Genomic DNA, 24,308 nt, shown 5'->3' with positions numbered 1-24,308 from the left:
CCGGTGACCCTGCCCACCATCTCGCCCACCACGTCCCACTGGGGCGCGTACCGGGTGCGGCGGCACGAGGACGGTTCCGTCGCCGTGCTGCCGCACCCGCGCGACCCCGACCCGTCGCCGCTCCTCGGCAACGTCGCCGGCGCCCTCGCGCACCCGACGCGGGTGAGCGCGCCGGCGATACGCCGGGGCTGGCTCGATCACGGGCCCGGCCCCAGCGACCGGCGGGGCGCCGAGGAGTTCGTCGAGGTCGGCTGGGACGAGGCCCTGGACCTGCTGGCCGCCGAACTGGCGCGGGTCCGCGACCGGTACGGCAACGAAGCCGTCTACGGCAACGAAGCCGTCTACGGCGGCTCCTACGGCTGGGCGAGCGCGGGCCGCTTCCACCACGCGCAGAGCCGGCTGCACCGGTTCCTGGCGATGTTCGGCGGCTACACCGGATCGCGCAACTCCTACAGCCTCGGCACCTCACTGGTGCTGCTGCCGCACCTGGTGGGCGACGTCGACGCGGTCCTGCGGTGCGCCTCCAGCTGGCAGACCATCGAGGACGCCACCGAACTCATCGTGGCGTTCGGCGGGATGCCGGCCAAGAACGTGCACGTCGTGCCCGGCGGGGTGACGCGGCACCGCACCGCGGCCCGGCTGGCCGCCCTCGCCGCGGCCGGGGTACGGGTCGCGCTGGTCAGCCCGCTCCGCGACGACCTGCCCGAGGGGCTCGACGCCACCTGGTACCCGATCGTCCCGGCCACCGACGTGGCGCTCATGCTGGGCCTGGCGCACACCCTGCTCGCCGAGGACCTGCACGACCGTGCGTTCCTCGACCGGTACTGCACCGGTTTCGAGGCGTTCGAGCGGTACCTGCTCGGCCGCGCCGACGGAGTGGTCAAGGACGCCGCGTGGGCGTCGGCACGGTGCGGGATCGCGTCCGCCGACATCGTGGCGCTGGCGCGCCGGATGGCCGCGTCGCGGACCCCGGTCACCGTCACCTGGTCGTTGCAGCGCGTCCAGCACGGCGAGCAGCCGGTCTGGGCAGGGCTGGCGCTCGCCGCGATGCTCGGCGGGATCGGGTTGCCGGGCGGCGGGTTCGGCCACGGCTACGGCTCGATGGGCGACGTCGGCGACGACGGGCCGCGGGTGCGGCTGCCGGGACCGCCGGCGGTGCCCAACCCCGTAGGCGCCTTCATCCCGGTGGCCCGCGTCGCCGACATGCTGCTGCACCCCGGCGAGCCCTTCCGCTACGACGGCGCCACCCACACCTATCACGAGATCCGGCTCGGCCAGGCCCGCGACGACTACGCGATCCTGGCCGCCCTGGCCGGCCGGCTGGGCTTCGGCGACCGGTTCACCGAGGGGCGGACCGCCCGCCAGTGGATCGAGCACCTCTACACCTCCTGGCGGAACGAGGAGCAGCCGTCGTTCGAGCGCTTCTGGGCGGACGGGGAGCTGCGGCTGCCGCCGGGCCCCCGCCGCTTCACGCTGTTCGAACGGTTCCGGGCCGACCCCGCGGGCGCGCCGCTGAGCACGCCGAGCGGCCGGATCGAGATCGCCTCGGAGGTGGTGGCGGGCTTCGGCCTGCCCTACTGCCCCGGCCACCCGGTCTGGCTGGAGCCCGACGAGTGGCTCGGCGCACCGGCGGCAGCCCGCCACCCGCTGCACCTGATCGCCGACCAACCGGCCACCCGGCTGCACAGCCAGCTCGACGTCGGCGAGGTCAGCCGGGGTAGCAAGGTCGCCGGCCGGGAGCCCCTGACCATGCATCCCGATGACGCCGCGGCCCGCGGCATCGCCCCCGGCGACCTCGTCCGGGTCTTCAACGACCGCGGCGCCTGCCTCGCCGGAGCGGTGCTGAGCGAACGCATCCGGCCCGGAGTCGTCCGGCTCGCCACGGGCGCCTGGTACGACCCGCACGGGGCACTGTGCGTCCACGGCAACCCCAACGTCCTCACCGCCGACGTGCCCAGCTCGGAGCTGTCCCAGGGCTGCACCGGCCAGCACGCGCTCGTCCAGGTCGAGCGGTACGCCGGTGACCCACCGCCGCTGACCGTTCTCCGGCCGCCCCCGATCAGGAAGAGGAGACGCTGATGCCCACCGACGCGCCGCCGGACACGGCACCGCCGCCGTACGCGCCCGAGCGGCTGGCCGACGTCGTCGCCGCGCTCGCGGCCCGCGCCGACGAGCACGACCGCGACGGGTCCTTCCCGTTCGAGGGGGTCGCCGCCGTGCACGACGCCGGCCTCCTCACCGCGACCGTCGGCACGGACTTCGGCGGCGCCGGCGCCGGCCTCGCCGAGACCGTACGGATCCTGCGCGGACTCGGCGCGGGTGACCCGTCGGTCGCCCTGGTCACCGCGATGACGCTGTTCATCCATGCGCTGCAGGCGCGCGGCGGCGCCTGGCCCGAGCCGGTCTACCGGGAACTCCTGGCCACGCCCGGTCCGGCGCTCGTCAACGGGCTGCGGGTGGAGCCGGACCTCGGCACGCCGGCGCGCGGCGGCCTGCCCGCCACGACGGCCCGGCGCGACGGCGACCACTGGTCCCTCACCGGACGGAAGATCTTCTCCACCGGCGCGGTCGGCCTGAGCTGGATGGCGGTCTGGGCCCGCACCGACGACGAACCCGCGCGCGTCGGCTCGTTCCTCGTACGCGCCGGCAGCCCGGGAATCGTCATCGAGCCGACCTGGGACCACCTGGGGCTGCGCGCCAGCCGCAGCGACGACGTGATCCTCACCGACGTGCCGGTGCCCCTCGGCTCCGTGGCGAACCTCGCCGAACCCGGACCGGGACGAGGCGGCGACCAGGCCGCCTGGAACTCCCTCGGCCTCACCGCCCTCTACCTCGGCGTCGCCGGGGCCGCGCGGGACTGGCTCGTACGGTTCCTGCACGAGCGGGTCCCCACCTCGCTCGGCGCGCCGCTGGCGACCCTGCCGCGGTTCCAGACCGCGGTCGGCGAGATCGAGACCGCGCTCACCGGCGCGAACGACCTCGTCGACGCCCTGGCCTGCCGCTACGACGAGGGCGACCTGCCCGAGGGCCACGCCGAGACCGCCAAGCTGCTCGGCACCCGCGCGGCGATCACCGCCGTCGAACAGGCCGTGGCTCTCGTCGGCAACAACGGCCTGACCAGGAACAACCCCCTGCAACGGCACTACCGGGACGTGCTGTGCGCCCGGGTCCACACCCCACAGGACGACGTCATCACCGCCGCGGCGGGCCGTACCGCGCTCGCCCGCGCCGACTCGGAAGAGCTGAGGAACCGGCCATGACCGAACCCGCCACCCTGCCCACCGTCCGCTCCTGGCTCCCCGCCGGCGAGCTCCACCAGCGCGGCACCGTCCTGCTGTTCCCCGGCCGCGGCGAGCACGGAGGCGTCTACGAGCGGCTGGGCCGCCGGCTCTCCGCCGACGCCTACGCCGTCCATGCCGCCGACAGCACCCCCGGCGACGACCTGGACACCCTCGCCCGGCTGGTGGACGAGGTCGCCGCGACCTCGGCCGGGCCGATCGTGCTGGCCGGCTCGGACACCGGCGCCCTCCAGGCCCTCGCCGTGGCCGCCGCGCGGAGTCGCCCACCGGACGGCGTCATCATCGCCGGGCTCGCCGCCTTCGGGACGACGCCCCAGTCCTCATGGACGGACGAACTCGAGGCGCGCACCGCCTGCCCCACGCACCGGCAACGCCTCACCGACGACATCCGGTTCGTCCGCGGCTCGCTGTCCGCACCGCCGCCGCCGGCGCTGCTGTCCGCCGAGCTCCCGCTGGACCGGATCAGCCTGCCCGTACTCCTCCTGCACGGCGACGCCGACCCGGTCACCCCACCGGCGACCGCACGCTCGATCGCCGCCCGGCTGCCCGCCGCCGAGCTGGGAATCGTCCGGGGAGGACGACACGACGTCCTCAACGACCTCGACCACCGCAGCGTCGCCGCCCACGTCGTGCAGTGGCTCGAACGCCTGCGCTCCGGCCCGGACCGCGGCCCCGCCGTGGTCGTCGAGCCCCTCAGCTGAGTACGCGTCCCGTTCCCCTCTCCACCGTGAGGTGAGGTCACCATGGCCAGCATTCTGTCCGTCTCCGGAAGCCCGTCCGTCACCTCCCGTACCGCCCGGCTCCTCGATCACGTGGCGGCCCGGCTGGCGGCCCAGGGCCACCAGGTGACGCCGTTGGAGGTACGCGGCCTGCCGAGCGAGGCGCTGCTCGGCGCGGACTTCGGGCATCCGGCGATCGTCGCGGCCACCGAGCTGTTCGAGCAGGCCGACGGCGTCGTCATCGGCACCCCCGTCTACAAGGCGGCCTACTCGGGCCTGCTCAAGTCGCTGCTGGACCTGCTCCCGCAGTACGCGCTCACCGGCAAGACCATCCTGCCGCTGGCCACGGGCGGCAGCACGGCCCACGTCCTGGCCATCGACTATGCCCTGCGCCCCGTCCTGTCCTCCATGGGCGCACGGCACATCGTCCAGGGCTGGTTCGTCCTGGACCGCCACATCACCGCCCACGAAGACGGGAGCACGAGCGTCGAGGCCGGCACCGAAGAGGCACTCGCCCGCCTGGTCGACCACTTCTCCGCCGAGGTCGGCGCCGTCCCACGACTCGCCGCCGCCGGCTGAGCGCCCGCCTGAAAGCGGTTCGGCACACCGCGAGATCAGGGCAGGAACGTGAGTGCCAGAAGGCCCGTGCAGAGTGCCGCGAGAGCGATCCACCCCGTCAACGGGATGGCCGGGAGGCGCAGCCGGCGACGGGCGGTGGTCGTTCCGGCGGCCGGAGAGGCGGGGAGGTCCTCGTCGAGGAGGTCGGCGTCGGGCGGCAGGCCGCGGTACCACCACAGTGCCAGCCTTCGCCAGCGTTCCTCGCCGCGGTCGGGCTCCGACGGGTCCAGCCGGTCGAGGAGTGCGCCGCGGTACAGGTCGAAGGCGACCTTGACCCGCATCCCGTACAGGCGTGCGGAACGGAGCGCGCCGACGTAGGCGGCCCACGCCAGCAGGCCGCCGCCCCAGTAGCAGGCCAGGAAGACCCCTGGGGATTCGCCCGCTGCCAGGGCGAGGACTCCTGCGATCACGGAGAAGACCGCCGACAGTGTCGAGACGACCAGCTGGAACTCGAGATCGGCCTTGGCCGCCGAAAGAGGCGCGGTGAGCTCGGGCGGCAGGAGCGGGTGGAGCCGCGGCCAGACGATCGCCGCGTCGATGCCGTACCGGTCGTAGGGGTAGAGCTCGGCGTTGCGCAGGATGTTGCCCAGCCGCGTCGCCTGGACGTCATCGGGCCGGCTCGGCAGCGGATAGGTGTGGTGGATGCGCTCGTAGTCGGCCGGATCGGCGGGGTCGAGGCGTTCGAGTCTCCGGCGGTGCCAGCGGCGGCCCGCCTTCGCGACCCGGAGGCCGATCGGTGACCTCCAGTGGCCTTCGTACCAGCTGATCAGCGTGGAGGTGTGGGCGGCGACGACGTTGGCGAGCACTCCGGCCAGCAGCACGACGCCCGTGATGACCAGGCCTTTGGCCGTGGGGGTGAGCCGGTCCCAGGTGCGGCTCGAGGTCGCGGCCCCGTTCCACCAGACCATCGCCAGGATCGCGACCGATCCGACGAGGATCAGGGCGGGCAGGAACGCGTTCATGACGAACCTGCGGTCGAGCAGGCCGAATGTGTCCTTGCCGAGCTGGCCGAGCATGTCCCTACCTCATCCGCAGCCGGTGGGGTGGCAGGCCGGGATTCGTGCATGGTGGAGGATGCCGGGGATCGAAGTAGTCGAGGTCGTTGACGAACAGGCATCCGTCAGCGCGGCATCGCACCCGGGCCGACGGCGTGCGCGGGGGGCCGTGCAGCCGGCCGTCGTCGTTGGCTCCGTGCACGCCCATCTCGTCGGGCGGGGGATCGTAGGCACCAGAGCCGAGAAAGGCGAAGAGTTCGCTCACCGGGAGCACGGCGGTGACGGCTCCGCCGCCCGTCAGCACGATGGCCGGGGGACCGAGTTCGAGGAAGGTGACGCCGGGAGAGTCGGCGAACTCGGTGAAGGTCAGATCCTCGTCGGCGACGACCGCCGGCGGGAGCGCCGCCGAGGACAGTGGGGAGATCCCTTCATCGAGCGCGGACCGCAGGCCGGCCCCTGTCACGACCGCGACCGGATCTCCGCCGGTGACGACGATGCCGAAGTCACGGGAGCCGAGGACCTCCAGCGCGCTCGCGGGCGTCGACGACGCCTCCAGCAGCATGAAGGAGCCCGTCGCTCGCGACAGCAGGGTGTCGTCGTGGTTCCCCGTCGTCATCGCCAGTCTCCGATCAGCACGAACGGCGCCCAGTAGTAGGGGTGGGCGTACGGGGTCAGCAGATAGTCCGGGGAGGCGGCCTCCCGGTACCGGGAGGCCGCCCGGCTACGGGCCACGGCCGCCGTCAACCGCCGGTGCTCGGAAAGTCCGGGCGGAACCGCGTCGGCCAGGCGCTCGTAGTCGGCGCACGCCGCGACGTAGTCGCCGGCCCGGTAGCGGGCGTCGGCGATGTTCCGCTCCAGTAGGAGCCGGACGCTGGACGGCATCGTGTCGTGGGCGGTCGCCACGGCCTCGGAACAGTAGTCGATGACATCGGCGAGGGAGGTCGCGCGAAGCCGCCGCTGTGCCAGGCTCAGCGCCTCGGCTCGGCTCCGCCCTTCGACGAGACCGGAGTAGAAGCCTCGCATCAGCAGGCTCGTCGACAGGTCGTCGACCGCCCACAGGGAGACGAGGACGCTCGCCGCACCGGCGTAGATGAGCGATCGGGCCAGGCCGATGAGCTCGTCGCCCAGGCGCCGTCCGCTGACGCCGCTCTCGCAGGCGCTCAGCGTGATCAGGCCGGCGGGCAGGGGCATCGCCATGATGCGTTCGGCGGTCAGCACGCCGTCGCCATCGGCGCCGGGCGCCATGAGGATCGCCGACCTGAGCGGGTGCTCCGGGTCGAACCGGCCGTGGCAGGCGAAGTGGAGGACGCGCGCCGGGCCACCGGAACCGAGGTCACCCTCCAGTGCGTCGATCGTGGCGTCCGCTCCGCTGCGCAGGACCGTGTCGGCGGCGAACAGCCCGGCGATCGAGGTCGCCTGCTCCCTCGCATGTACCAGCGGCAGGTCCGCGCGGGTGTCGGCGTACAGGAGGACTCGACGGCTACCTGGCCGTGCCTTCGCCCGGCAGTGCCGCATGACGGCTGCGCTCGGCGCGTAGCAGACGGCGTTGCGGTCGGCGAGCGGGCCTTCGTCGACGTGTAAGGCGTGCATGGGCACCAGGTGCAGAAGGTCGTGCGGGACGATCCACACGAGGTCGCGCGGTTCGCTCATCCGCCGGATCGGCTCGATGAGCTGGCTGAGCGGTTCCACCCAGTCGGCGGGTTCGCGGGACCGCAGCGTCCGGGCGGGCTGGGCGTGGCCGAAGACGTCCTCGATCAGGGTACGGATCTGGCTCCGTCCCAGCGGGATCTCCTCGAGACGGGGCTGGAGCAGGTCGGCGCGGGCGAGGAAGAGCAGCGTGCTGTCCTCGCCCACGAAGTACTCGGCGAGCAGGACGTCCGCGGGCAGCATTCCCCGCACCTCTTCATAGGTGATCGCGTCGGCGCGGCGGAGCTGCGCGTACTCGGCGCCGTCCGCGCCGACCTCGGCCATCTCGCGCCAGAGGTCCTCCAGCCGGGACCTCGCCTCCCGTACCTCCGCCAGTGCCTCCTCGGACACCGCTCCGACCGAGGACCGCCGTGCTTCGGCGAGGAGTCGCCGCTCGCGTCCGACCAGGTCATGGTAGGGGGCGGCATCCAGCTCGGGCAGGTTCCCGGCGAGCAACTCCAGCATGGCGCGCGAGCGGGCCCGCTCGGCGAGCTCGAACGCGACGGCGGCGGGCAGGTCCGGCCATGCCGGGTCCGGCCGCCGCTCCGCCGAGGCCAGCAAGGACAGCAGCCGCTCATAGAGCGGTTCGGTGGCACCTCCGATCCGCATCCGGAGATCCGCGTCGAGGGCCAGGACGCGAGCCTCTTCCCTGAGCGACAGCGCACGGCCCAGGTTCCGCACCGCGCCGACCGGGTCGACCGCCCGCTGCGCCATGCCCAGCTGAAGGGAGACCGTATAGGCGTGCGTCAGCTGCCGGTCGCGTTCGAGGACCGCGGATGCCTGCTCAAGGGCCTCTGCCGCGGCGCGGAACCGGCCGAGGAACCACAGGCGCTTCCCCTCTTCCACCAGGGCCTGCGACTCCTCGTGCTTCCAGCCGAGAGTCGTGATCATGGGGCCGAGCCCGGCGGCCTCATCGTCGATCTCCTCCATCGGCCACAGCCCGATCGCGGACATCGCGATGGCCGTCTTGGAGGCGTCGACCACGCGGTACGTCACCCGGTTCATCGGGGCGAACCCGGCCACGCGTCGATCGCGGTTCAAACGCCACAGAAGATTCAAGACGGAGGGGCGGATCTGGCGATATCGGGCGTAAAGCTCGTTCGCGACGTCGTGCTCGTTCAGCGAAGAATGGCAGACCGCCGCCGCCAGCAGCACCCACTGGCGCATCGCCGGGCTGAGCCGCCTGTCCAGCAGTGGCAGGAGACCTGCGAGTATCTCCTCGGGAGACGCCGCGACGATGGACTCCTTCTGCTGACGGGCCGCGGCGGCGTAATCGGAGGCCTTCATGGCCCACAAGTCGTTCAAGCCGTACTCGCGCCAGATCCGCAGCGCCTCCTGGCGGGCGGCGAATCCCTCGTCGAGGCGGTTCGCGTACTGGAACGCACCGGATCGGGTGTTCGCGCAGAGGGCCAGGGCCAGGTCCACGGCGCGCCGCGTGGGCTCGTCGCCTGCGTCCGAGATGAGGAGACGCGCACGGGCGACCAAGCCGACGGCGTGGTCGAGCCAGTCGTCCGGGCCGATGACGAGGTCGGGGGTTCCGGTCTGGCCGCCCATGACCGCCGATTCCGCCTGGGAGCACAGGGTGCCGATGAACGCCAGGTTCGGGGCTCGGTGACGGGCGACGCGGCGGACCACCGAGTCCGCCAACCACGCCTCGACGATGTGGTCACGCTCGTCGTCGGAGGCGCCGATGAAGCCGACCGCGTCCTGACGCCGGTACTCCCATTCGGGGCCGCGATTCACGAATGTCAGGTACAGCATCAGGGCCATCTCGCTGGGGACCAGCCAGCAGGCGAACCACACGAGGCCGTGGCCGCCGCTGTACTCCGCGGCGGCGAGGAAGAAGATCCCCTTGTCGAGGAAGACCATGGACAGAAGAGGGACGAGGTTCAGGACGGGGATCCGACGCAGGACAGAGCTCGCGATCACCGGAGGGAGAAGAATCAGCGCGGGCGCCAGCCACCACGCGTCACCGACCAGCGCCGGATGGCCGTCCCAGAGATCTGCCAGCGGCCCGGCCACCGGCACCGCGAACAGGAGGGCGAGGAGACCGCCCAGAACCTCCAGTAAGAGGATGCGGGTGCGCGTTCTTCGGGTGACGACGGCCGTGATCCGGTACCGGACAGTCGCCGATACGAGCACGCACACGGCCAGGAGCAGTAAGGCCAACCTGGTCGGGCTCGGTTCTCGGAGCTGCGCGACGACGGCGATGACCAAGGGCGTGACCGCGACTCCGCAGGCGCTCAGGCGGATGAACCGGGCCGCCATCCCGAGGCGGCCTCCGGGGGTGGCCACTGAGTCATCATGCCAGGCCGGGGTCGGTGAGAACACTCCTTGCCCGGTGGCGGTCTTTGCGGTACGACGGGCGTACGTGTCCGCGGCAGGCGTCTTCGACAGGGGCGGCCTGATGTCCACGATTCCCCTCGTCCTCAAGCTCCTCGTGGTGGCGACCTGTATCGAGTGCGTGGTGCTCCGGCGCCGCATCGCGTTCCGGAGCGCACGGGAGGAGAACACCCTTCTCGACCTTTTCTCGGCGATGCCTCCGCTACTGCAGCTCGAACTGTCCGCGGCGCTCTCGGTCGTCGTGTGGGCGCCGCTGATGTGGCTGTCGCACTGGCCGCTCGATGTCGCCGCGGAGCTGGTCGGAGTCGGAGCGCTGATCGTCGTCGGACTGGCGCTGGGTCTGGCCAAAGGGGCTGAGGCCGTGCTCGGCGCCGCTGTCGTCTTCGGACTCGTGACGCCCGACGACCGGCTCTTCACCGGTTTCGTCCTTCCCGCCGCCGCCGCGTACCTGATTCGAGTGGTCCACACCGATCCGGACTTCTGGAGGACCGGCGTCCAGCAGATGCGGGCTCTCTCCCGGCAGACGGCCGACCTCGCCCCACCCACACTGCTGGACCGGTTCTGGCAGGCCGTCCTGGCGGCCGTCGCGGCGCTCCCCGTCGTAGCCGTCGCGGCCTTGCCCATGCCCGGCGCCACCGTCACCGACCAGATCCTGCGGTGGACGGCAGCGGTGATGGTCACCGGGCAACTCGCCGGCACCCTCTGGTCCGCGGCTCCGCTGCCACGAACCTTCCGGCACATCCAGACGGGAGCCCTGACCGCGTCCGTCCTGGTCGCCGCGGCGGTCGCCGCGAGTCCGTTCGGTGGGTGGCTGGCACATCTGTGGTCGCTCTCGTTGCCGGGCGTGGCCGGCGGCCTGATCCTCGCCGTGATCGCCGCACTCGCCCACCTGGGCTATGTCCACGGTCGCGGATGGTGGCAGGCGGGGGCGCTGCTCGTCAGGCTGCCACTCGCCGCGGCCGTCTTTCCCTTCGCCTTGGGAGTGGCCTTCCAACCGGGGCACGGACGGATCGTCGCCGCGACGCTGCTCGTGACGGCGGAGGCCGCGGCGGCCGCGGTGGGACGGCGAAGGCCTCGACCCGACCACGCGAACGCCGCATGGGCCGCGAGGACGGCCGGTTGGCCCCTCGAGAAGTGGACCTACCAGCTTCGTCCCTGGCAGTACGACGCCTTTCTGAGACGTCCGGGCAAGCCCGATCACCTGCTGGTGCGCACCTACGCGAGTTTCGCCGTGCGATCGGCCCGCGGCGAGATGATCACCGGACAGGACTATCTCGTCAGGGCCCCCGGGCTCCGGCGACCGCTGTCCGGGGCAGCCGCCCTGGTCTGGGCGGACCTCGCCACACGCGCCCTGGACCTGGTGGACGAGCAGGTCGTCCCGCGTTATCCCCGCGAGCACCTGGAGACCCTCCGCAAGGCCCAGCGGAACACCCGAGCCGACGTCGCCTATGCCACGGGGATGGTCCTCGCGTACGCCGAGCACTGGCCGAAGGCCTACGGAGAATTGCGGAACGCCGGCGATCTGTACCGGAGGATCGGCGCGACGCACAGGGCGGCGCTGACCACAGCCGCGGCGGCCTATATCTCCGCCGCGCACCTCGCCCGACCAGGATCGGCGGGCCGCGACCTGGAGACGATCCCGGGGCCCGTCGCAGGCGACCCGGCGATCGAGTACGTCACCACGATCGCGCGGGCGGCCATCGAGCGGTGCGAGCCTTCGCCCGGTCCATCGCTGGACGACGCCGTCCTCCTCGTGTCCTTACGCCGGGACCCGGGCGCTCCTGTGTGGGGCCGCTCATTCCGGATCGCCCTGCTGGAACTGCTGGACCAGGCGCGAAACGGCGCGGCGGATCTGGTTGACTCCGCGAGTCGGCGCAACCGGCCCAGGACTCGCGGCTCAGGGCGACTGCGGTAAATACGTTGCGAGGTTCCTGGTACGGCGGGCATCCTCGGATGATCGAGCGGCGGCGAGCGCTGCCTGGACCTAAGGAGGGCTGACGAATGGCCATCACTGTGCTGCGGCATGTCCGCGTCAGTCCCACCTCACCGTTCAGGAGCACTCCCGTTGTCTTCCGAGTACGAACTCATCGATACCTCCTCCGACCTCGACTCCCGCTGGGCCGACTCCACCAGCGGTGAAGGCGAACCAGATCCGGCCGACGCGTACGTCTTCGAGTTCCACTCGATCGACGAGGAGCTGGGGCCGGATCAGCGGTGGACCACCTGGCCGGACGTCGAGCGCGGCTGTCGCGGCCCGGAACCACGCCCCTCGTGGGTCGTGACGGAACAGGCCGCGATCGACACCGAGCTCGGCATCCTCAAAACCGGTAAGGAAGCGGACGTCTTCCTGCTCGAACGGGCCGTCGAAGCCATCGGCGACAACCCGGCGAAGTCCTCGCTGCTGGCCGCGAAGCGGTACCGCACGGAGGAACACCGGTCCTTCCACCGCAGTACGGCGTACGCCGAAGGCCGCCGTACCCGCAACAGCCGGGACAGCCGGGCGATGGCGAAGAAGACCGCGCACGGGCGCAGTGTCGCGGCCGGTCAGTGGGCGTACGCCGAATGGGATGCCCTCAACCGGCTCTGGAAGGCCGGCGTTCCGGTGCCGTATCCCGTGCAGGTGGACGGCACCGAGCTGCTGATGGAGTTCATCGACGACGGCGAGGGCGGTGCCGCGCCACGACTCGCCCAGGTCCGGCCGACGAAGGAACTGCTCGGCCGGTACTTCGAGCAGCTCCGCGACGGGATGCGTGAGCTGGCCCGCGCCGGGCTGGCGCACGGCGACCTGTCGCCGTACAACGTCCTCGCCCAGGGGGAGCGCATCGTGATGATCGACCTCCCACAGGTGGTCGACATCGTCGGCAACCCCAAGGGGATGGACTTCCTGATGCGCGACTGCCACAACATGGCCGGCTGGTTCACCAACCGCGGCCTGGAGGTCGATGAGCAGGAACTGTTCGCCGATCTGCTCGCGATGGTGTTCTAGATCCCCGTCGTGCAGAGGCCCAGCTTGACGAGCGTGTCCGCGATCTTGAGTGCCTCTTCCGGCGTGGGGGAGAGCTCGGCCACCTTCAGTGGCCCGTCGTGCAGGCGGCGGCACGTCTCGGCGATCTCCCGGGGCAGGCGGAGTTCGCCGGTCCCGGTCGTCAGCCGTCCGTCGCCGGTGAACACCGGCCAGGTCCCGGGGCGCAGGGAGATCGGATCCGACAGGGCGATCGGTTCGTCGAGCAGCGCCTGCCGGAAGAGGCCGGTGCCGAGCCCGTCGGCGAAGGCGGTCCGGCCGTAGATGATCCGGTGAACGGAGTCCGGGGCGGCGCGGTCGATCAGCGCCGCCGAGAGCAGGCCCGCGTACTTCCCGACCATCGGCGCGACCCGTTCGGCGACGTCGCGCCCCAGGGGGAGCGCGCCGGCGAAGGCGTCGGACCGGAGGATCTCCTGCGTCATGCCGCGGAGCAGGTCGGCCCAGGTCATGGTGTTGATGCTGATCGTGAGGTGGATCGACGACGAGTCGGCCGTGCGCACCAGGTGAGGCATGCCGCGGGGCACGTAGAGGACGTCGCCCTCCCGCAGTTCGTACAGTGACGACGAGGCGCCCAGGTCGGTGAGGACCTTTCCGCCGCCGGGATTCGGCACGATCGCGTCGAACAGCTCCCACCGCTTACCGCCGTGGATCTGGACGATGATGATGTCCTGGGCGTCGCAGTGGACCTCGAAGGCCCGCGCGTGCGGCGGCGCCGCGTAGACGTTCGCGTCCACCGGATGCCCGAGGTCGGTCTCGATGTCCTTGCAGAGCTCGTGCAGGTGCGGCAGCAGCAGGTTGACCGTGCCCAGCACGATGGTCGCGCCGCCGCGGAAGAGCCGGACGGCCTTGACCGGGTCGACGACGTCGCCGAGGTCCGCGTACCCGAGCGTCGACTTCGACACGTACCGGTCCGCCGGGATGACCGCCCCGTCCTTGGCGATCCGGACGCCGGGCGTCCGGAGCGCGCTGCCGGTGAGGACCCGGTCGATGTCCTCGACCGAGATCAGGTTCGGCAGCTCCGACGCGGCGCCGGGCCGGTGGAGCGCCGTCCTTCCGAGGTGCCGGGAGAAGAATTCGTCGACGTCTCCGACGAGGGTGGAGAGTGCCGTCACTGCGAGAACTCCTTCTTGTCGTCGGCGGTGGAGGCCGGCGTGTCGACGTACTGGTCGGCCTGCAGCCGGTACATCTCGGCGTAGGTGCCGTCGTCGGCCATCAGGCTCTCGTGCGTGCCGTGCTCGATGACCTTTCCCTGCCGCAGGACGTAGATCCGGTCCACGCGGCGTACGGAGGCCAGCCGGTGCGTGATGAGGATGACCGTCCGGCCGTCCGCGGCCAGGGTTCCGACCTTGGCGAAGATCTCCGTCTCCGCCCGGGGATCGAGGGCGGAGGTCGGCTCGTCGAAGACGAGAACGGGCGCGTCGCGGAACCACGCGCGGCCCAGGCCGAGGCGCTGCCACTGGCCGCCGGACAGCTCGGTGCCCCCCATGAACTCCCGGGCCAGCAGGGTTTCCCAGCCGTCGGGCAGCGACGCGGCCACCATGTCGGCGCCGCTGGCCAGCCCCGCCCACCACAGGCGGTCGCGGTCGCGGGCGTGGTCGGTACGCCCGATGGCCAGGTTGACGCGCGCGGTGAAGGGCCAGCGTGGGAAGTCCTGGGCGGCCAGGGCGATCCGCTCGAAGACGCTCTGCCGGTCCAGCAGCTCGATGGGCGTCCCGCCCCAGGTCACCTGCCCGCCGCTGGGCAGGTAGAGGCCGGAGAGCAGCTTGGCCAGGGTGCTCTTGCCCGAACCGTTCTCCCCGACGAGCGCCACGATCTCGCCCGGCCGGATCACGACGTCGACGCCGTCCAGCGCGGGCCGCGTCTTGTGCGGATAGACGAAGCTGAGGTTCCGGGCGCGGATCTCCACCGGCCCCGGCGGAAGCGCCAGCTCGCCGGTGTGCATGGCGCGCTCCTCCGCCTCCGTGCACGCCCGTTCCCATTCGAGGACGAACAGTCCCTGCTCGTACATCTGGTTGGTCGACATGATCAGGCCGATCAGGCTGGTCCGGCCGGTGCGGATGGCCATCACCGCCGCCCCGGCCACCGCGAGCGGGACGGTCCCCATGAGGAGGAGCGCGCCGAGGGCGGCGTAGGTCGCCATGCTCGCCAGACCCGACAACGCGTCACCGGCCAGGACACCGCGCGCCTCGGCCCGGCCCAGCCGTTCCTGCTCCTCCTCGGCCACCGACGACAACCGGTCGTAGTGCGCGAGCAGGTACGGCGCCGCACCGTGCGCCCGGATCTCCGGGCCGGTGTTCGGGCTGCTGAGCAGGTCGCCCAGGACTTCGAGCTGACGTGTCAGGTCCATGTAGCGCTTGGCCGAGGCGAACCGCGCCCGCGCGGCCCGTACGGCGCTCCAGCCCTTCGGCGCGATCGTCGCCAGGAGCAACGGCAGGAGGACCGGGTGCAGCACCGTGAGAACCCCGGCGGAGGCCACCAGGTTGGTCAGGCCCGTGAGGAGCGCGATCGCGTTCGTGATCACGACCCTGGTCGCCCGGGTGCCCTGGCGGGCCGCCCCGAGCAGGTTGTGGAAGCCGGCGTCCTCCAGGGCGGCGAGTTCCACCTTCGCGGCCCGCTCCAGCAGCCGCGTGTACGCCAGGCGTTCGGCGCGCGGGCCGAGGCGGCTCGCCGCGGCCTTGCTGCCCGCCCGCATGGCGCTGGCCGTCCCGGCGGCCAGGGCGATCGCGATCAACGCGGGCGCGGCGGCGAGCAGCCGCTCCCGGGACGGGCCGCCGGCCATCAGCGGCACGAGGACACGGTACGTCGCCATCAGCGTCACGACGGTCGCGACGCCCCCGATGAGTTCGGCGGTCACGATCGCGGCGAGCGCACCGGGGGCGGCCGTCCGCCCCAGCCGGACCGTGACGGCCAGCAGCCGCGGGAGCTCACGGGCCATCGTGAAGAAGCCGACCCGCAGTCCGGCCCCCTCGTGACGGAGCTGGCCGAGGGCAAGGCGGATGCCGGAGCCGAAGAGCTCGTCGCGGGTCTCCTCGAGCGCCGCGCCGGCGCGATGCCGTCCCATCACGCCACCAGGAACGGGCGAGCGGCCGGATCCGGGCGGTCCCCGGTCACCGTCAGCAGCGTCAGCGCGACACCCGCCGCCCCGGTCAGCAGGCCCGGGCCGTCGGTGTCGAAGCCGAGCGGCAGGTCCGGGTCGAAGGCGCCGAGGATCCGGTCGAGCAGTTCTCTCGCGGGCGCCGCGAACCGCGGGTCGTCGGCCGCGAAGGCCGCCGTGACCAGTAGCAACCCGCCGAGCCCGTGACAGAGGTTCGGCGAGTCGCCGATGCCCCAGGCCTCCGGATGGTCGAGCAGCGCCGCCATCGCCTCACGGGCGAGTTCCTGGTAGCCCGGCTCGTCCAGGGCCCGCCCGGCGAGCCAGAGGGCGCGGGCGATCCCGGGGACGCCGTAGCACCACGACGCCCGGCGCGGCGACGGCAGCCGGTCTCGGCCCGCGATGCCGGCGGGCCACGCGATGCCCCACTCGTCGGTGTGCGCCGCGTCCCGCAGCCAGTCCGCGATCCGCGCGATCGTACCGGCGGGAACATCGGCGTGTTCCTCGCTGAGCAGGGCGAGGAGCGCCAGCGGGCCCGCGGCGCCATGGGCCAGGCCGCAGTCGGCGTAGCCACGGGGCAGGGACCAGGCCTGCGGGACCCGGTGCGGCGGCACGTGGAACGGCGGGTCGCCGTCGGCGGCCTTCGCCAGCGACCGGACCACGGCCTGCCGTTTCGACGGCAGCGGCCGCATCAGCAGATAGACCCCGACGCCCGTGACCCCCTCGATGAGGTCATGGTTCTCCACCAGAGCGATCGCCCCGTCCACCTTCGCCAAGAGGTTCCCGTAGCGGCCGGTCCCGCCTTTCAGGAGCGCGGCGGCCACACCGAGGCCGGCGAGGCCGCGGTTGAACAGCCCGGCCGGTCCGGCCGTCGTGAGCCCGCTCCGCAGGAACCGATGGCCGATCTCGTCCCAGCCCGCCTCGGGCTCGAGCCCGTGCAGTGCCGCGTAGAGCTGCGCGCATCCGGCGTGGTCCGGCCGTGCCGTGCCGTCATGCGTTCCCCGCAGGGCAAGGCGAGCCGCCACGTCGCCTGCGATTCGTCGGGCGGCGGCTCGCCGAGCGGGATCGATCAAATGCACATGCCGGGGGCCATGGCGCCGTACGTGGGGCTGCAGGTGCCGCAGTCCTGCGTCCCGGTGCAGGTACCGCTCCAGGACACCTGCGTGCCGCAGGTGTTCTCACTGCCGCTGCACGACTGAATCGGCGTGACGGAGTCCGATTCCATCAGCAATTCGATGTCCAGGTCGAAGATGCTCTCATCCACATCCGGAGATGCGACCGGGGGCATATGTAATCCCTTCTGTAATGAAGAACGCCGCAGGTTCGGCGGCGCGCGGAGAGTCTGCCATGGTGCGCTTACCGATCGCTGACGTCGCGAAATCGCGCCTTTTCGCCTAATCGCGCTGGTACCTTCTGGGGCGGGTATCGCGACTATTCGCTTAACGGATCTGGTCAGATATCCGAGTTCAATCAGCGGGCACGGAGAGATGTTGCATGACAGATATGCCGAGACTCAGGGCCGCCGAACGCGTGCTGGTACGGATGAGCGTGCTGCCGGCGGACTCGGCGGCGCGGACCCGCAGCGATGGCGACGACCCGGCCGGTTACCTCCGCTCGATGATCGCCGACCCGCTGGTCCGGGAGGCGATCGCCGTGTCCAGCCCGTCGCTGACGCACACGCTCGACGCGCTGGAGGCCGGGCGGCCGGTCGACCCCAAGAAGCTGCGGCGTGCCGTGATCTCGGTCTCCCGCTACGCGCTCCGCATGGCGACCCGTGCCACGCCCTTCGGCGTCATGGCCGGCGTGTCCGAGGCGCGCTTCGACCACGCGGCCAAGGTGGAGTTCGGCGGCGACCACCGGAAGAGCGCCCGGCCCGACGTCGGCTGGCTGCACGCGCTGGTGCGCGACTGGGAACGCAAGCCCGAGGTCGTACGGCGGCTGCGCGTGGTCCGCAACAACCTCTGCTTCATCCGCGGTGACCGGCTCGTCCTGCCGCACCTGCCCGTGGGCGACGACGGACCCGCGCTCGAGGTGTCCGTGCGGCGCACGCCCGTGGTCGAGGCGGTGATCGAGCGGGCGCGCCGCCCGGTGCGATTCACCGAGCTGACCGAGCACCTGCGCGCGGCGTTCCCCCAGGGGTCGCCGGAGGCCGTGGAGCGGCTCTTGTTGCAGCTCGTCGAGCGGTACCTGCTGCTCACCGAGCTGATGCCGCCCGACGACGCGGACCCCGTGCGGCACGTTCTGGACCGCCTTCCCGCGGGGGAGCGGACCGGGCTGGAGGAGGCGGCCGCCGCGCTGGACGCCTACGCGGTCACCCCGATGGCCGAGGGGCTGGAGGCGTGGAACGCGGTCCTCCGCACCACCCGGCGGCTCGGTGACAAGCAGCACGCCCCTCACGTCGACGTGAGACTCGACGCCGATGTCACCCTTCCCCGGGCGGTGGCCGAGGAGCTGGAGTCCGTCGCCGCGGTCCTGACTCGCGTCACCCCGCCCGACCGTGCGGCCCCGCACATGCGCGCCTACTACGACGACTTCGTGGACAGGTACGGAACCGGCCTGCTGGTGCCGGTGAAGGAACTGCTGGACCCGGAGAAGGGGATCGGCACTCCGGCCGGTTACCGCACGTCGACCCGCGATGTCGCCCGGCCGGAGCCGAACCGGTACCGCGAGCGGGTCTTCGGCGAGCTCGCCCAGCGCGCGCTGCTGGACGGCGCGCACGAGGTCGAACTCGACGCGGAGATGATCGACCGCCTCTCCGGCGCCGACGACGGACGCCTGCCGTCGACGCTGGAGATCGGGGCCCACCTCCTGGCCGAGTCGGTGACCGCGCTGGAGAACGGCGACTTCCGCCTCGCCCTGGCCACGATGCCGCTGTCGCGCCGCGCGGGCGCGCTGAGCGGCCGCTTCGCCTACCTCCTCGACGGCCTCCGCGACCAGACCGCCCGGATCCTGCACGATGACCGCACCGTCCGGCCGCAGCTCACCTTCCAGGCGAACTGGACACGGGTCGCCAACGTGGCCCGGGTGCCCCTGATGACCGACCACAGCCTGCCGGTCGGGACGTTCGCGGACCCGGGCGACCCCTCCGTGATCGACCTCGACGATCTGGTCGTCGGCGCGGCGCACGGGCGCCTGTTCGTGCACTCGCTGAGCCGTGACACCGAGATCGCTCCGACGACCGTTCACATGCTCGTCGTGAGCCGGGTCGGCCCGGAGATCGCCCGGTTCCTCTACGACGTGACCGAGGCCCGTCACCGGGCGTGCAACGCGTGGACCTGGGGAGAGCTCGACGCGATGCTGCCGTTCCTGCCCCGGGTCCGGCACGGCCGTACGATCTTGGCGTCCGCCACCTGGCGGCCGGCCGTCGGCCTCATCGACGCCGGGCTGACCGAGGCGGAATGGCAGCGCCGCCTCGACGCGTGGCGCGAGCGCTGGCGCGTGCCGACCGAGGTGTTCATGACGAACGGCGACCACCGCATCGGGCTCGACCTCGACGCGCCGCTGCACCGCCGGATCCTCCGCCACGAGCTCAGCCGCCGCCCGAGCACACTGCTGGTCGAGTCGCCCGGCGGGGAGGGGTTCGGCACCGGCTGGTCGAACGGGCGCGCCAACGAGGTCGTCGTCACGTTGAGCACCGGCCCCTCCGAGCCGCCCGTCCGTACGTCGGCGACGGTGCGGAGCCGCCCGTCGGCGCACCGGCCGGGCGGAGAGTGGCTGTTCGTCAAGCTGTACGCCTCCGCCGACCGGCATGCCGACCTGATCGGCCAGCGGCTGCCGGCGTTGCGGGCGGCGTTGCCGCCGTCGGTGGACCGGTGGTTCTTCATCCGGTACTTCGATCCCGAACCGCACCTGCGGCTCCGGTTCCACGGCAGCCCGGACCGCCTGAACGCCGAGGTCCTGCCGCTGGTGCACGACTGGGCGGACGAGCTGTGCCGGGCCGGGCTCGCCCGGACGACCATGCTGGACACCTATGAGCCCGAGGTCGAACGCTACGGCGGGCCCGAGGCGCTGGAGGCGGCCGAGCGGGCCTTCCAGGCGGACAGCGAGGCCGTGATCGAGCAGCTCCGCCTGCGCCTTCCCCTGCGGCCCGAACTGCTCGCGGCGGCGAACTACGTGGACCTGGTACGCGGCTTCGGCGACCCGGACTGGCGGGACTGGTACCTGAACGCCTACCCGAAGGGCGAGCACCACGCCGCCTTCCAGGCGATGCGCCGGACCGCGATCGAGGTCATCGACGGGCGGAACGTCGATCCTCGCCTGGCCGAGATCTGGGCGCGCCGCCGGCCCGCCGTGGCGGCGTACGGACAAGTGATCCGTTCGCTGGACCGCCGGCCGCCGCTTCCCGCGCTGTTGCACATGCACCACAACCGGCTCGTCGGCGCGGCCCCGGAGGCGGAGGGCGCCTCGTACGCCATCGCGCGGGGCGCGCTCCAGGCGCTGCGGGACAGAGACAGGCACGCGAAGTGAGGCAGGGCGGAGTGACCACCGGCACCGTGCGGACGGAGGCGGCGGAGATCGTCGCGGAGGTGGCGCGGCGGCTGGCCGACCCGGCCGCCGTCGCGCGGATCACCGAAGGCGCGGTCGACCGGTTCCCGGACGGCAGGACGCCCCCGACCTGGCATCCGGCCGCGCTGAACGAAGGATGTCTCGGAATCGCGCTGCTGCACGCCGAACTGGGCGACCGATCGAGCGCGCACGCGTACCTGGCCCGGGGGGCGAAGGCCGCGATGCCCGGGCAGGGAAGCCTGTTCGCCGGCCTGCCCGCCGTGGTGTTCGCCACGCGCGCCGCGGTGACGCGACCCGGCGACTACGCGAGCCTGCTCGGCCGCGCCGAACCCGCGGTCCGCGCCGCCGCCGACGAACGAGCCCGCGAGGAGATCGACCGCATCACCGCCGGCCGGCCCGGCACCGCCTTCGCCGCGTACGACGTCGTGCAGGGGCTCACCGGCCTGGGCCGGCTGCTGCTCGGCACCGGGCACGCCGAGCCGGCGGTGCGCTACCTCATCGCCCTCACCGAGCCGGTGGAGGTCGACGGCGCCCGCGTGCCCGGCTGGTGGGTGCCCCACGCTCCACTGAGGAACACGCCCGACGGAGAGGGCCACTTCAACCTCGGCCTGGCGCACGGAGTCGCGGGGCCGCTGGCCCTGCTGGCCATCGCCCACCGGGACGGGCTGCGCCTGCCGGGTCAGGAGGCGGCGATCGAGCGGATCGTCACGTGGCTGCTGGAGTGGCTCCACGAGGGTTCGTGGCCGTCGGTGGTCGGCTTCCACCGGCAGCTCCGCGGCCCGGACGGATCGACGCGGCCCGACCGGCCCAGCTGGTGCTACGGCGCGCCCGGGATCGCCCGCGTGCTCCAGCTCGCCGGCCTCGCGCTGGACCGCCCGTCGTGGCGGGAGACGGCCGCCTCGGTGCTGCGCCGCGCGCTCGCGCGTCCCTGGGACGAGTGGGACATGATCGACGCCGGCCTGTGCCACGGCTGGGCGGGCATGCTGCACATGACGCGCCTGATGGCGGCCGACGACGGCGCCGACGACCTGCACGAGGCGGTCGACGGGCTCGCCCGCCGAGTCGTCGGCTGCTTCGACCCCGAAGCCCCGTTCGGCTTCCGGTACGCCGCGGGAGCCGGCGCGGCGGTCGCACCCGACCGCGCGGGCTTCCTGGAGGGCGCGGCCGGCATCGCGCTCGCGCTCCACGGTTACGCGAACGACGGACCCGCGAACACCGGCTGGGACACGGCCCTGCTGCTGAACTGACAATGAGCGGGTACGACGCGTCGCCGTTCCGGCGCTCGGGTCGTTTCGTGCGGCGAGCGGGCGCGTTCGGGTACGGTGCCGCCGTTTCGGGTAGGCGGGTCGTTTCGTGCGGCGAGGGGACCTGTTCGGCTAGGGTGCCGTGCCGCCCTTCCGGCGGGAGGCTGGTCTCGCGCGGTGAGCGGGCGTGTTCGAGAACGGTGCGCCGCCGTGCCGGCCTGCTGAACGCGTGCGTCGTCCCAGCGTGGTCGGCGGCCCCGCGCCGTAGGGTGCTGGCGCTGGGCTCAGCCGATCAGCGGGGGAGCCACGTCGTCGTCCGGGGAGAAGACGTCGTCCTCCTCACGGAGGGACGTCGTGCGTTCCCGTTCCCCGTCCTTGTCGCGGGCGCCGGCCGGGCCCACCGGCATCGGCATCCCGGCCATGCGAGCCGCGGCGTTGTCCAGGGCCGCCGCCTCCTGCGCGGTCGCCGCCAGGCTGTTGCGGCCGGCCGCCGTCTGTCCTGCGTTGTCGCCGCTCGCGACGTACGGCATGCTCCCGCCGGGAAGCCGGTACGAGTGCCGCCGAGACCGTCCGGCGGCTTGCTGCCCGCCAGGTCCGTGCCGGCCCCGTTCCCCCGTCCCGGCCCCGCCGACGGGATCGTTCACGCCCGAAAGGTCGGTGCCGGAACAGCCGGCCTCGTGACCACCGGTGGCGTTCATCCAGCTGCTGTCCCCACCGGGCCGGTGTCCTCGCCAGTTTGATCACCTTGGCCGGTCCCTGCTCACACGGTATGGGATTGTGAGGCGGCGGGGAGCAGCGTTGGGGCACCGTTCGGCACCGTATCTCCGGCGGAGCCGTCCGCCCGACGAGAAAGGAGCGGGTTGTGAGGGAAAGCCGTGACGGATGGAAGGCTGTTTCCGACCCGTCGGCATGGGTCGGCGTAGTCTTCGTCGACATTGACGGCACCCTCGTACCGGCCCCCGGCTCCGCTGTCCACGTAGCCCGATATCTGGGCACGGAGGAGGAGATGGCCAAGGCCGAGGCAGCCTACGCGGCCGGTCAGTTGACCAACCCCGAGATCGCGGCGGTGGACGCCCTCGCATGGGCGGACCGCACCGAACGGGAGATCGACGACTGGCTGACTCAACTGCCGCTCGTCGACGGAATCGCGGAGACGGTCCAGTGGTGCCGTGCTCATCGTCTGCTGCCGGTACTGGCCACCCTGGCCTGGCAGCCGATCGGGAAGCATCTCCGGAAGAGGTTCGGGTTCGCCGCCTACTGCGGACCTGAGCTGGAGATCCTCAACGGGTCCTTCACCGGTCGAGTGCGGGCCACCTTCGATGAGTTCGATAAACGCGACTTCGCGCTCCGCTACGCGAAGAACCTCGGCTTCGGCCCGTCCCAGTGCGCCGCCATCGGCGACAGCCGGTCGGACCTGCCGCTGTTCGACGAGGTCGGCCTCAGTGTCGCCTTCAACGCGGACCAGCAGGCGCGCGACAGGGCCTCGACGACGGTGGACGGCGGGGACCTACGGGCCGTGACACCGCTTCTGGCGGATTGGCATCAGCGCATTCGTTGAAGGCCGTGCAGGACGTGGATGGCCTCGACCGGCGCGCGCCGGCGAAAGCTTCACCGCGTTCGCCGATCGCGAGTCGCCATTCCACGCACACGGGCTCGCCACTTAAGGAACGAGTCGCCACGGCGCGCATGCGTGGTCGCCATTTCGCGTACTCGGGCCCGGACATTGCCGTCCCGTGACCAATCGGCGATTGGGTGAGCTCCGCTCGGAACTCGCGGAGGGAATTCATGACGTCCGGATCGATCCAACGGGCCGCCGACGAGGCGGGCCTGGGCGGGCTCATCGAGCCCTTCGCGCTGGAGGGCGGCTGGGGCAACCGGGTGCTGCGGAAGTTCACGGTCGCCCACGTGTACGAGAACGGCTGTGTCTACGGCCACCACGAGAAGGACACGGCCGACGCCGTCCGGTGGGCCGACGTCGCCCGGTTCGTCCAGCGGGTGACTGAGAAACGCACCAACGGCTCCTACACCAGTACCACCTACGACTTCGACGTGGTGCACACGGACGGCCGCCTGTTCAACCTGGTCGGCGTGGGGACCCGGCGGAACTCCTCCGGACTCGAACGGTTCGCCGAGGTCGTCGGGCCGCTGGTGACCGAGGCCCAGCTTCCGCGGTTCCGGGAGGCCCTCGCCGGCGGCGAACCGGTCGAGTTCGGCTGGTTCACCGTACGGCCCGAGGGAATCGGACGGGGCCGCAAACTGCTCCCGTGGGCGGAGCTGGAAGAGGTGAACGTACACGAGGGCAAGGTCGGCGTCCGCCGGCACGGCAAACGGCTCAACTGGGCGAAGGCGGGCGTCCCGGACGTGCCCAACGTCGGGGCGTTCCTGACCCTGACCCGGGAGACCGACGACGCCTCCTGGCGGCGCTGACATGGAGTCGGCGGCACGGGCGCTCGCGAGCGCCGTCGCGGTGACCGTGACGGCCCTCCTCACGTACCTCTCGATCGCGCATGGCGTGCACGACCTCGGCGCGACCCCGGACCTCGACCACGTGACCTGCGGCTACGCGACGGGCGTCAATGAGATGTCGCCGGGCGACAAGTGCGTCACCGGCCACGGCACCTTCGGCTACGAGGAGATGGCCGAGCACCACGCGCACGGTGTCCACCAGCACGGCTGGTTCTTCATCATCCTCGGGAGCGTGCTCGGCCTCGCCGGGCTGCCGCTCGTCCCGGCCTTCGTGGTGTACACCGGCCGGGCCCTGCGCCGAGGCACGGCCGGACCCTGA

18 protein-coding genes are annotated in these 24,308 nt (G+C 72.2%); 11 read left to right on the top strand and 7 right to left on the bottom strand.

Annotation, left to right across the window (positions count from 1 at the left end):
* The first annotated feature begins 3 nt into the window (after positions 1 to 3).
* Genes ACQEV1_RS32335 through ssuE form a run of 4 tightly spaced genes read left to right on the top strand, consistent with a single transcriptional unit; the run spans position 4 to position 4,597 of the window.
* Positions 4 to 2,079 (top strand): molybdopterin dinucleotide binding domain-containing protein, encoded by a 2,076-nt coding sequence (locus ACQEV1_RS32335; RefSeq protein WP_433398512.1) that lies wholly within the window; start codon positions 4 to 6, stop codon positions 2,077 to 2,079.
* Positions 2,079 to 3,260 carry an acyl-CoA dehydrogenase family protein gene (locus ACQEV1_RS32330; RefSeq protein ID WP_433398510.1) on the top strand — a complete coding sequence of 394 codons (1,182 nt, stop codon included), beginning with the start codon at positions 2,079 to 2,081 and terminating at the stop codon, positions 3,258 to 3,260. Before ACQEV1_RS32335 ends, ACQEV1_RS32330 begins: the two co-directional genes overlap by 1 nt.
* Positions 3,257 to 4,000: an alpha/beta hydrolase gene (locus ACQEV1_RS32325; protein WP_433398508.1), complete on the top strand. Its 744-nt coding sequence runs from the start codon at positions 3,257 to 3,259 to the stop codon at positions 3,998 to 4,000. Before ACQEV1_RS32330 ends, ACQEV1_RS32325 begins: the two co-directional genes overlap by 4 nt.
* 42 nt (positions 4,001 to 4,042) lie before the next feature.
* A complete protein-coding gene (gene ssuE / locus ACQEV1_RS32320) occupies positions 4,043 to 4,597 on the top strand; it encodes an NADPH-dependent FMN reductase (RefSeq protein WP_433398506.1) in 555 nt (184 codons plus the stop codon).
* A 35-nt stretch (positions 4,598 to 4,632) separates the two neighbouring features.
* Here ssuE and ACQEV1_RS32315 read toward each other — a convergent pair whose 3' ends face one another.
* The 3 genes from ACQEV1_RS32315 to ACQEV1_RS32305 are packed head-to-tail and all read right to left on the bottom strand — an operon-like array spanning position 4,633 to position 9,612.
* Positions 4,633 to 5,652 (bottom strand): hypothetical protein, encoded by a 1,020-nt coding sequence (locus tag ACQEV1_RS32315; protein ID WP_433398505.1) that lies wholly within the window; start codon positions 5,650 to 5,652, stop codon positions 4,633 to 4,635.
* Between the two features lie 4 nt (positions 5,653 to 5,656).
* Positions 5,657 to 6,247, bottom strand: coding sequence for a hypothetical protein (locus ACQEV1_RS32310; RefSeq protein WP_433398503.1), 591 nt, complete (start codon positions 6,245 to 6,247; stop codon positions 5,657 to 5,659).
* Positions 6,244 to 9,612, bottom strand: coding sequence for a CHAT domain-containing protein (locus tag ACQEV1_RS32305; RefSeq protein WP_433398501.1), 3,369 nt, complete (start codon positions 9,610 to 9,612; stop codon positions 6,244 to 6,246). The genes ACQEV1_RS32310 and ACQEV1_RS32305 overlap by 4 nt, the downstream gene beginning before the upstream one ends.
* Before the next feature lie 112 nt (positions 9,613 to 9,724).
* Here ACQEV1_RS32305 and ACQEV1_RS32300 point away from each other — a divergent pair, with 112 nt between their 5' ends.
* On the top strand, positions 9,725 to 11,575 hold the full coding sequence (locus tag ACQEV1_RS32300) for a hypothetical protein (protein ID WP_433398499.1): 1,851 nt from the start codon (positions 9,725 to 9,727) through the stop codon (positions 11,573 to 11,575).
* A 150-nt stretch (positions 11,576 to 11,725) separates the two neighbouring features.
* Complete coding sequence (locus ACQEV1_RS32295) at positions 11,726 to 12,646, top strand: serine protein kinase RIO (RefSeq protein WP_433398497.1); 921 nt, start codon at positions 11,726 to 11,728, stop codon at positions 12,644 to 12,646.
* Here ACQEV1_RS32295 and ACQEV1_RS32290 read toward each other — a convergent pair.
* The 3 genes from ACQEV1_RS32290 to ACQEV1_RS32280 are packed head-to-tail and all read right to left on the bottom strand — an operon-like array spanning position 12,643 to position 16,798.
* The gene (locus tag ACQEV1_RS32290) at positions 12,643 to 13,794 is read right to left on the bottom strand and encodes a JmjC domain-containing protein (protein ID WP_433398495.1); all 1,152 of its coding nucleotides are present in this window, start codon (positions 13,792 to 13,794) and stop codon (positions 12,643 to 12,645) included. The two genes, ACQEV1_RS32295 and ACQEV1_RS32290, sit on opposite strands and share 4 nt — an antisense overlap.
* Positions 13,791 to 15,743, bottom strand: a complete 1,953-nt coding sequence (locus tag ACQEV1_RS32285; protein WP_433398493.1) for an ABC transporter ATP-binding protein — start codon at positions 15,741 to 15,743, stop codon at positions 13,791 to 13,793. The genes ACQEV1_RS32290 and ACQEV1_RS32285 overlap by 4 nt, the downstream gene beginning before the upstream one ends.
* Positions 15,743 to 16,798 (bottom strand): lanthionine synthetase C family protein, encoded by a 1,056-nt coding sequence (locus ACQEV1_RS32280; protein WP_433398491.1) that lies wholly within the window; start codon positions 16,796 to 16,798, stop codon positions 15,743 to 15,745. The genes ACQEV1_RS32285 and ACQEV1_RS32280 overlap by 1 nt, the downstream gene beginning before the upstream one ends.
* 478 nt (positions 16,799 to 17,276) lie before the next feature.
* Between ACQEV1_RS32280 and ACQEV1_RS32275 the strand changes: the two genes are divergently transcribed.
* Together ACQEV1_RS32275 and ACQEV1_RS32270 are read left to right on the top strand one after the other, a co-directional pair.
* Positions 17,277 to 20,240: a lantibiotic dehydratase gene (locus ACQEV1_RS32275; RefSeq protein ID WP_433398489.1), complete on the top strand. Its 2,964-nt coding sequence runs from the start codon at positions 17,277 to 17,279 to the stop codon at positions 20,238 to 20,240.
* Positions 20,241 to 20,251: 11 nt separating this feature from the next.
* Positions 20,252 to 21,526 (top strand): lanthionine synthetase C family protein, encoded by a 1,275-nt coding sequence (locus ACQEV1_RS32270; protein WP_433398487.1) that lies wholly within the window; start codon positions 20,252 to 20,254, stop codon positions 21,524 to 21,526.
* 281 nt (positions 21,527 to 21,807) lie between these two features.
* Here the strand turns inward: ACQEV1_RS32270 and ACQEV1_RS32265 are convergent, their stop codons facing one another.
* The gene (locus ACQEV1_RS32265; protein WP_433398485.1) at positions 21,808 to 22,167 is read right to left on the bottom strand and encodes a hypothetical protein; all 360 of its coding nucleotides are present in this window, start codon (positions 22,165 to 22,167) and stop codon (positions 21,808 to 21,810) included.
* 218 nt (positions 22,168 to 22,385) lie between these two features.
* Here ACQEV1_RS32265 and ACQEV1_RS32260 point away from each other — a divergent pair, with 218 nt between their 5' ends.
* The 3 genes from ACQEV1_RS32260 to ACQEV1_RS32250 all read left to right on the top strand — a co-directional run bounded on the left by ACQEV1_RS32260 (position 22,386) and on the right by ACQEV1_RS32250 (position 24,308).
* Positions 22,386 to 23,081 (top strand): HAD family hydrolase, encoded by a 696-nt coding sequence (locus ACQEV1_RS32260; RefSeq protein WP_433398483.1) that lies wholly within the window; start codon positions 22,386 to 22,388, stop codon positions 23,079 to 23,081.
* 227 nt (positions 23,082 to 23,308) lie between these two features.
* Entirely contained in the window at positions 23,309 to 23,950 is a 642-nt protein-coding gene (locus tag ACQEV1_RS32255) for a DUF6585 family protein (protein ID WP_433398481.1), read from the top strand.
* 1 nt (position 23,951) lies between these two features.
* Positions 23,952 to 24,308 carry a hypothetical protein gene (locus ACQEV1_RS32250; RefSeq protein ID WP_285623139.1) on the top strand — a complete coding sequence of 119 codons (357 nt, stop codon included), beginning with the start codon at positions 23,952 to 23,954 and terminating at the stop codon, positions 24,306 to 24,308.

The sequence above is a fragment of the Actinoallomurus sp. CA-142502 genome (assembly GCF_050936355.1).
Taxonomy (GTDB): Bacteria; Actinomycetota; Actinomycetes; order Streptosporangiales; family Streptosporangiaceae; genus Actinoallomurus; species Actinoallomurus iriomotensis.
The sequence above is the reverse complement of the archived record's forward strand: the minus strand, read 5'-3'. Positions and strand labels throughout refer to the sequence as shown.

Excerpts from the sequence above, each read along its gene's own strand:
- ACQEV1_RS32330 (WP_433398510.1), top strand. The coding sequence starts at position 2,079 with ATGCCCACCGACGCGCCGCCGGACACGGCACCGCCGCCGTACGCGCCC.
- ACQEV1_RS32325 (WP_433398508.1), top strand. The coding sequence starts at position 3,257 with ATGACCGAACCCGCCACCCTGCCCACCGTCCGCTCCTGGCTCCCCGCC.
- ssuE (WP_433398506.1), top strand. The coding sequence starts at position 4,043 with ATGGCCAGCATTCTGTCCGTCTCCGGAAGCCCGTCCGTCACCTCCCGT.
- ACQEV1_RS32315 (WP_433398505.1), bottom strand. The coding sequence starts at position 5,652 with ATGCTCGGCCAGCTCGGCAAGGACACATTCGGCCTGCTCGACCGCAGG.
- ACQEV1_RS32310 (WP_433398503.1), bottom strand. The coding sequence starts at position 6,247 with ATGACGACGGGGAACCACGACGACACCCTGCTGTCGCGAGCGACGGGC.
- ACQEV1_RS32300 (WP_433398499.1), top strand. The coding sequence starts at position 9,725 with ATGTCCACGATTCCCCTCGTCCTCAAGCTCCTCGTGGTGGCGACCTGT.
- ACQEV1_RS32285 (WP_433398493.1), bottom strand. The coding sequence starts at position 15,743 with ATGGGACGGCATCGCGCCGGCGCGGCGCTCGAGGAGACCCGCGACGAG.
- ACQEV1_RS32275 (WP_433398489.1), top strand. The coding sequence starts at position 17,277 with ATGCCGAGACTCAGGGCCGCCGAACGCGTGCTGGTACGGATGAGCGTG.
- ACQEV1_RS32255 (WP_433398481.1), top strand. The coding sequence starts at position 23,309 with ATGACGTCCGGATCGATCCAACGGGCCGCCGACGAGGCGGGCCTGGGC.
- ACQEV1_RS32250 (WP_285623139.1), top strand. The coding sequence starts at position 23,952 with ATGGAGTCGGCGGCACGGGCGCTCGCGAGCGCCGTCGCGGTGACCGTG.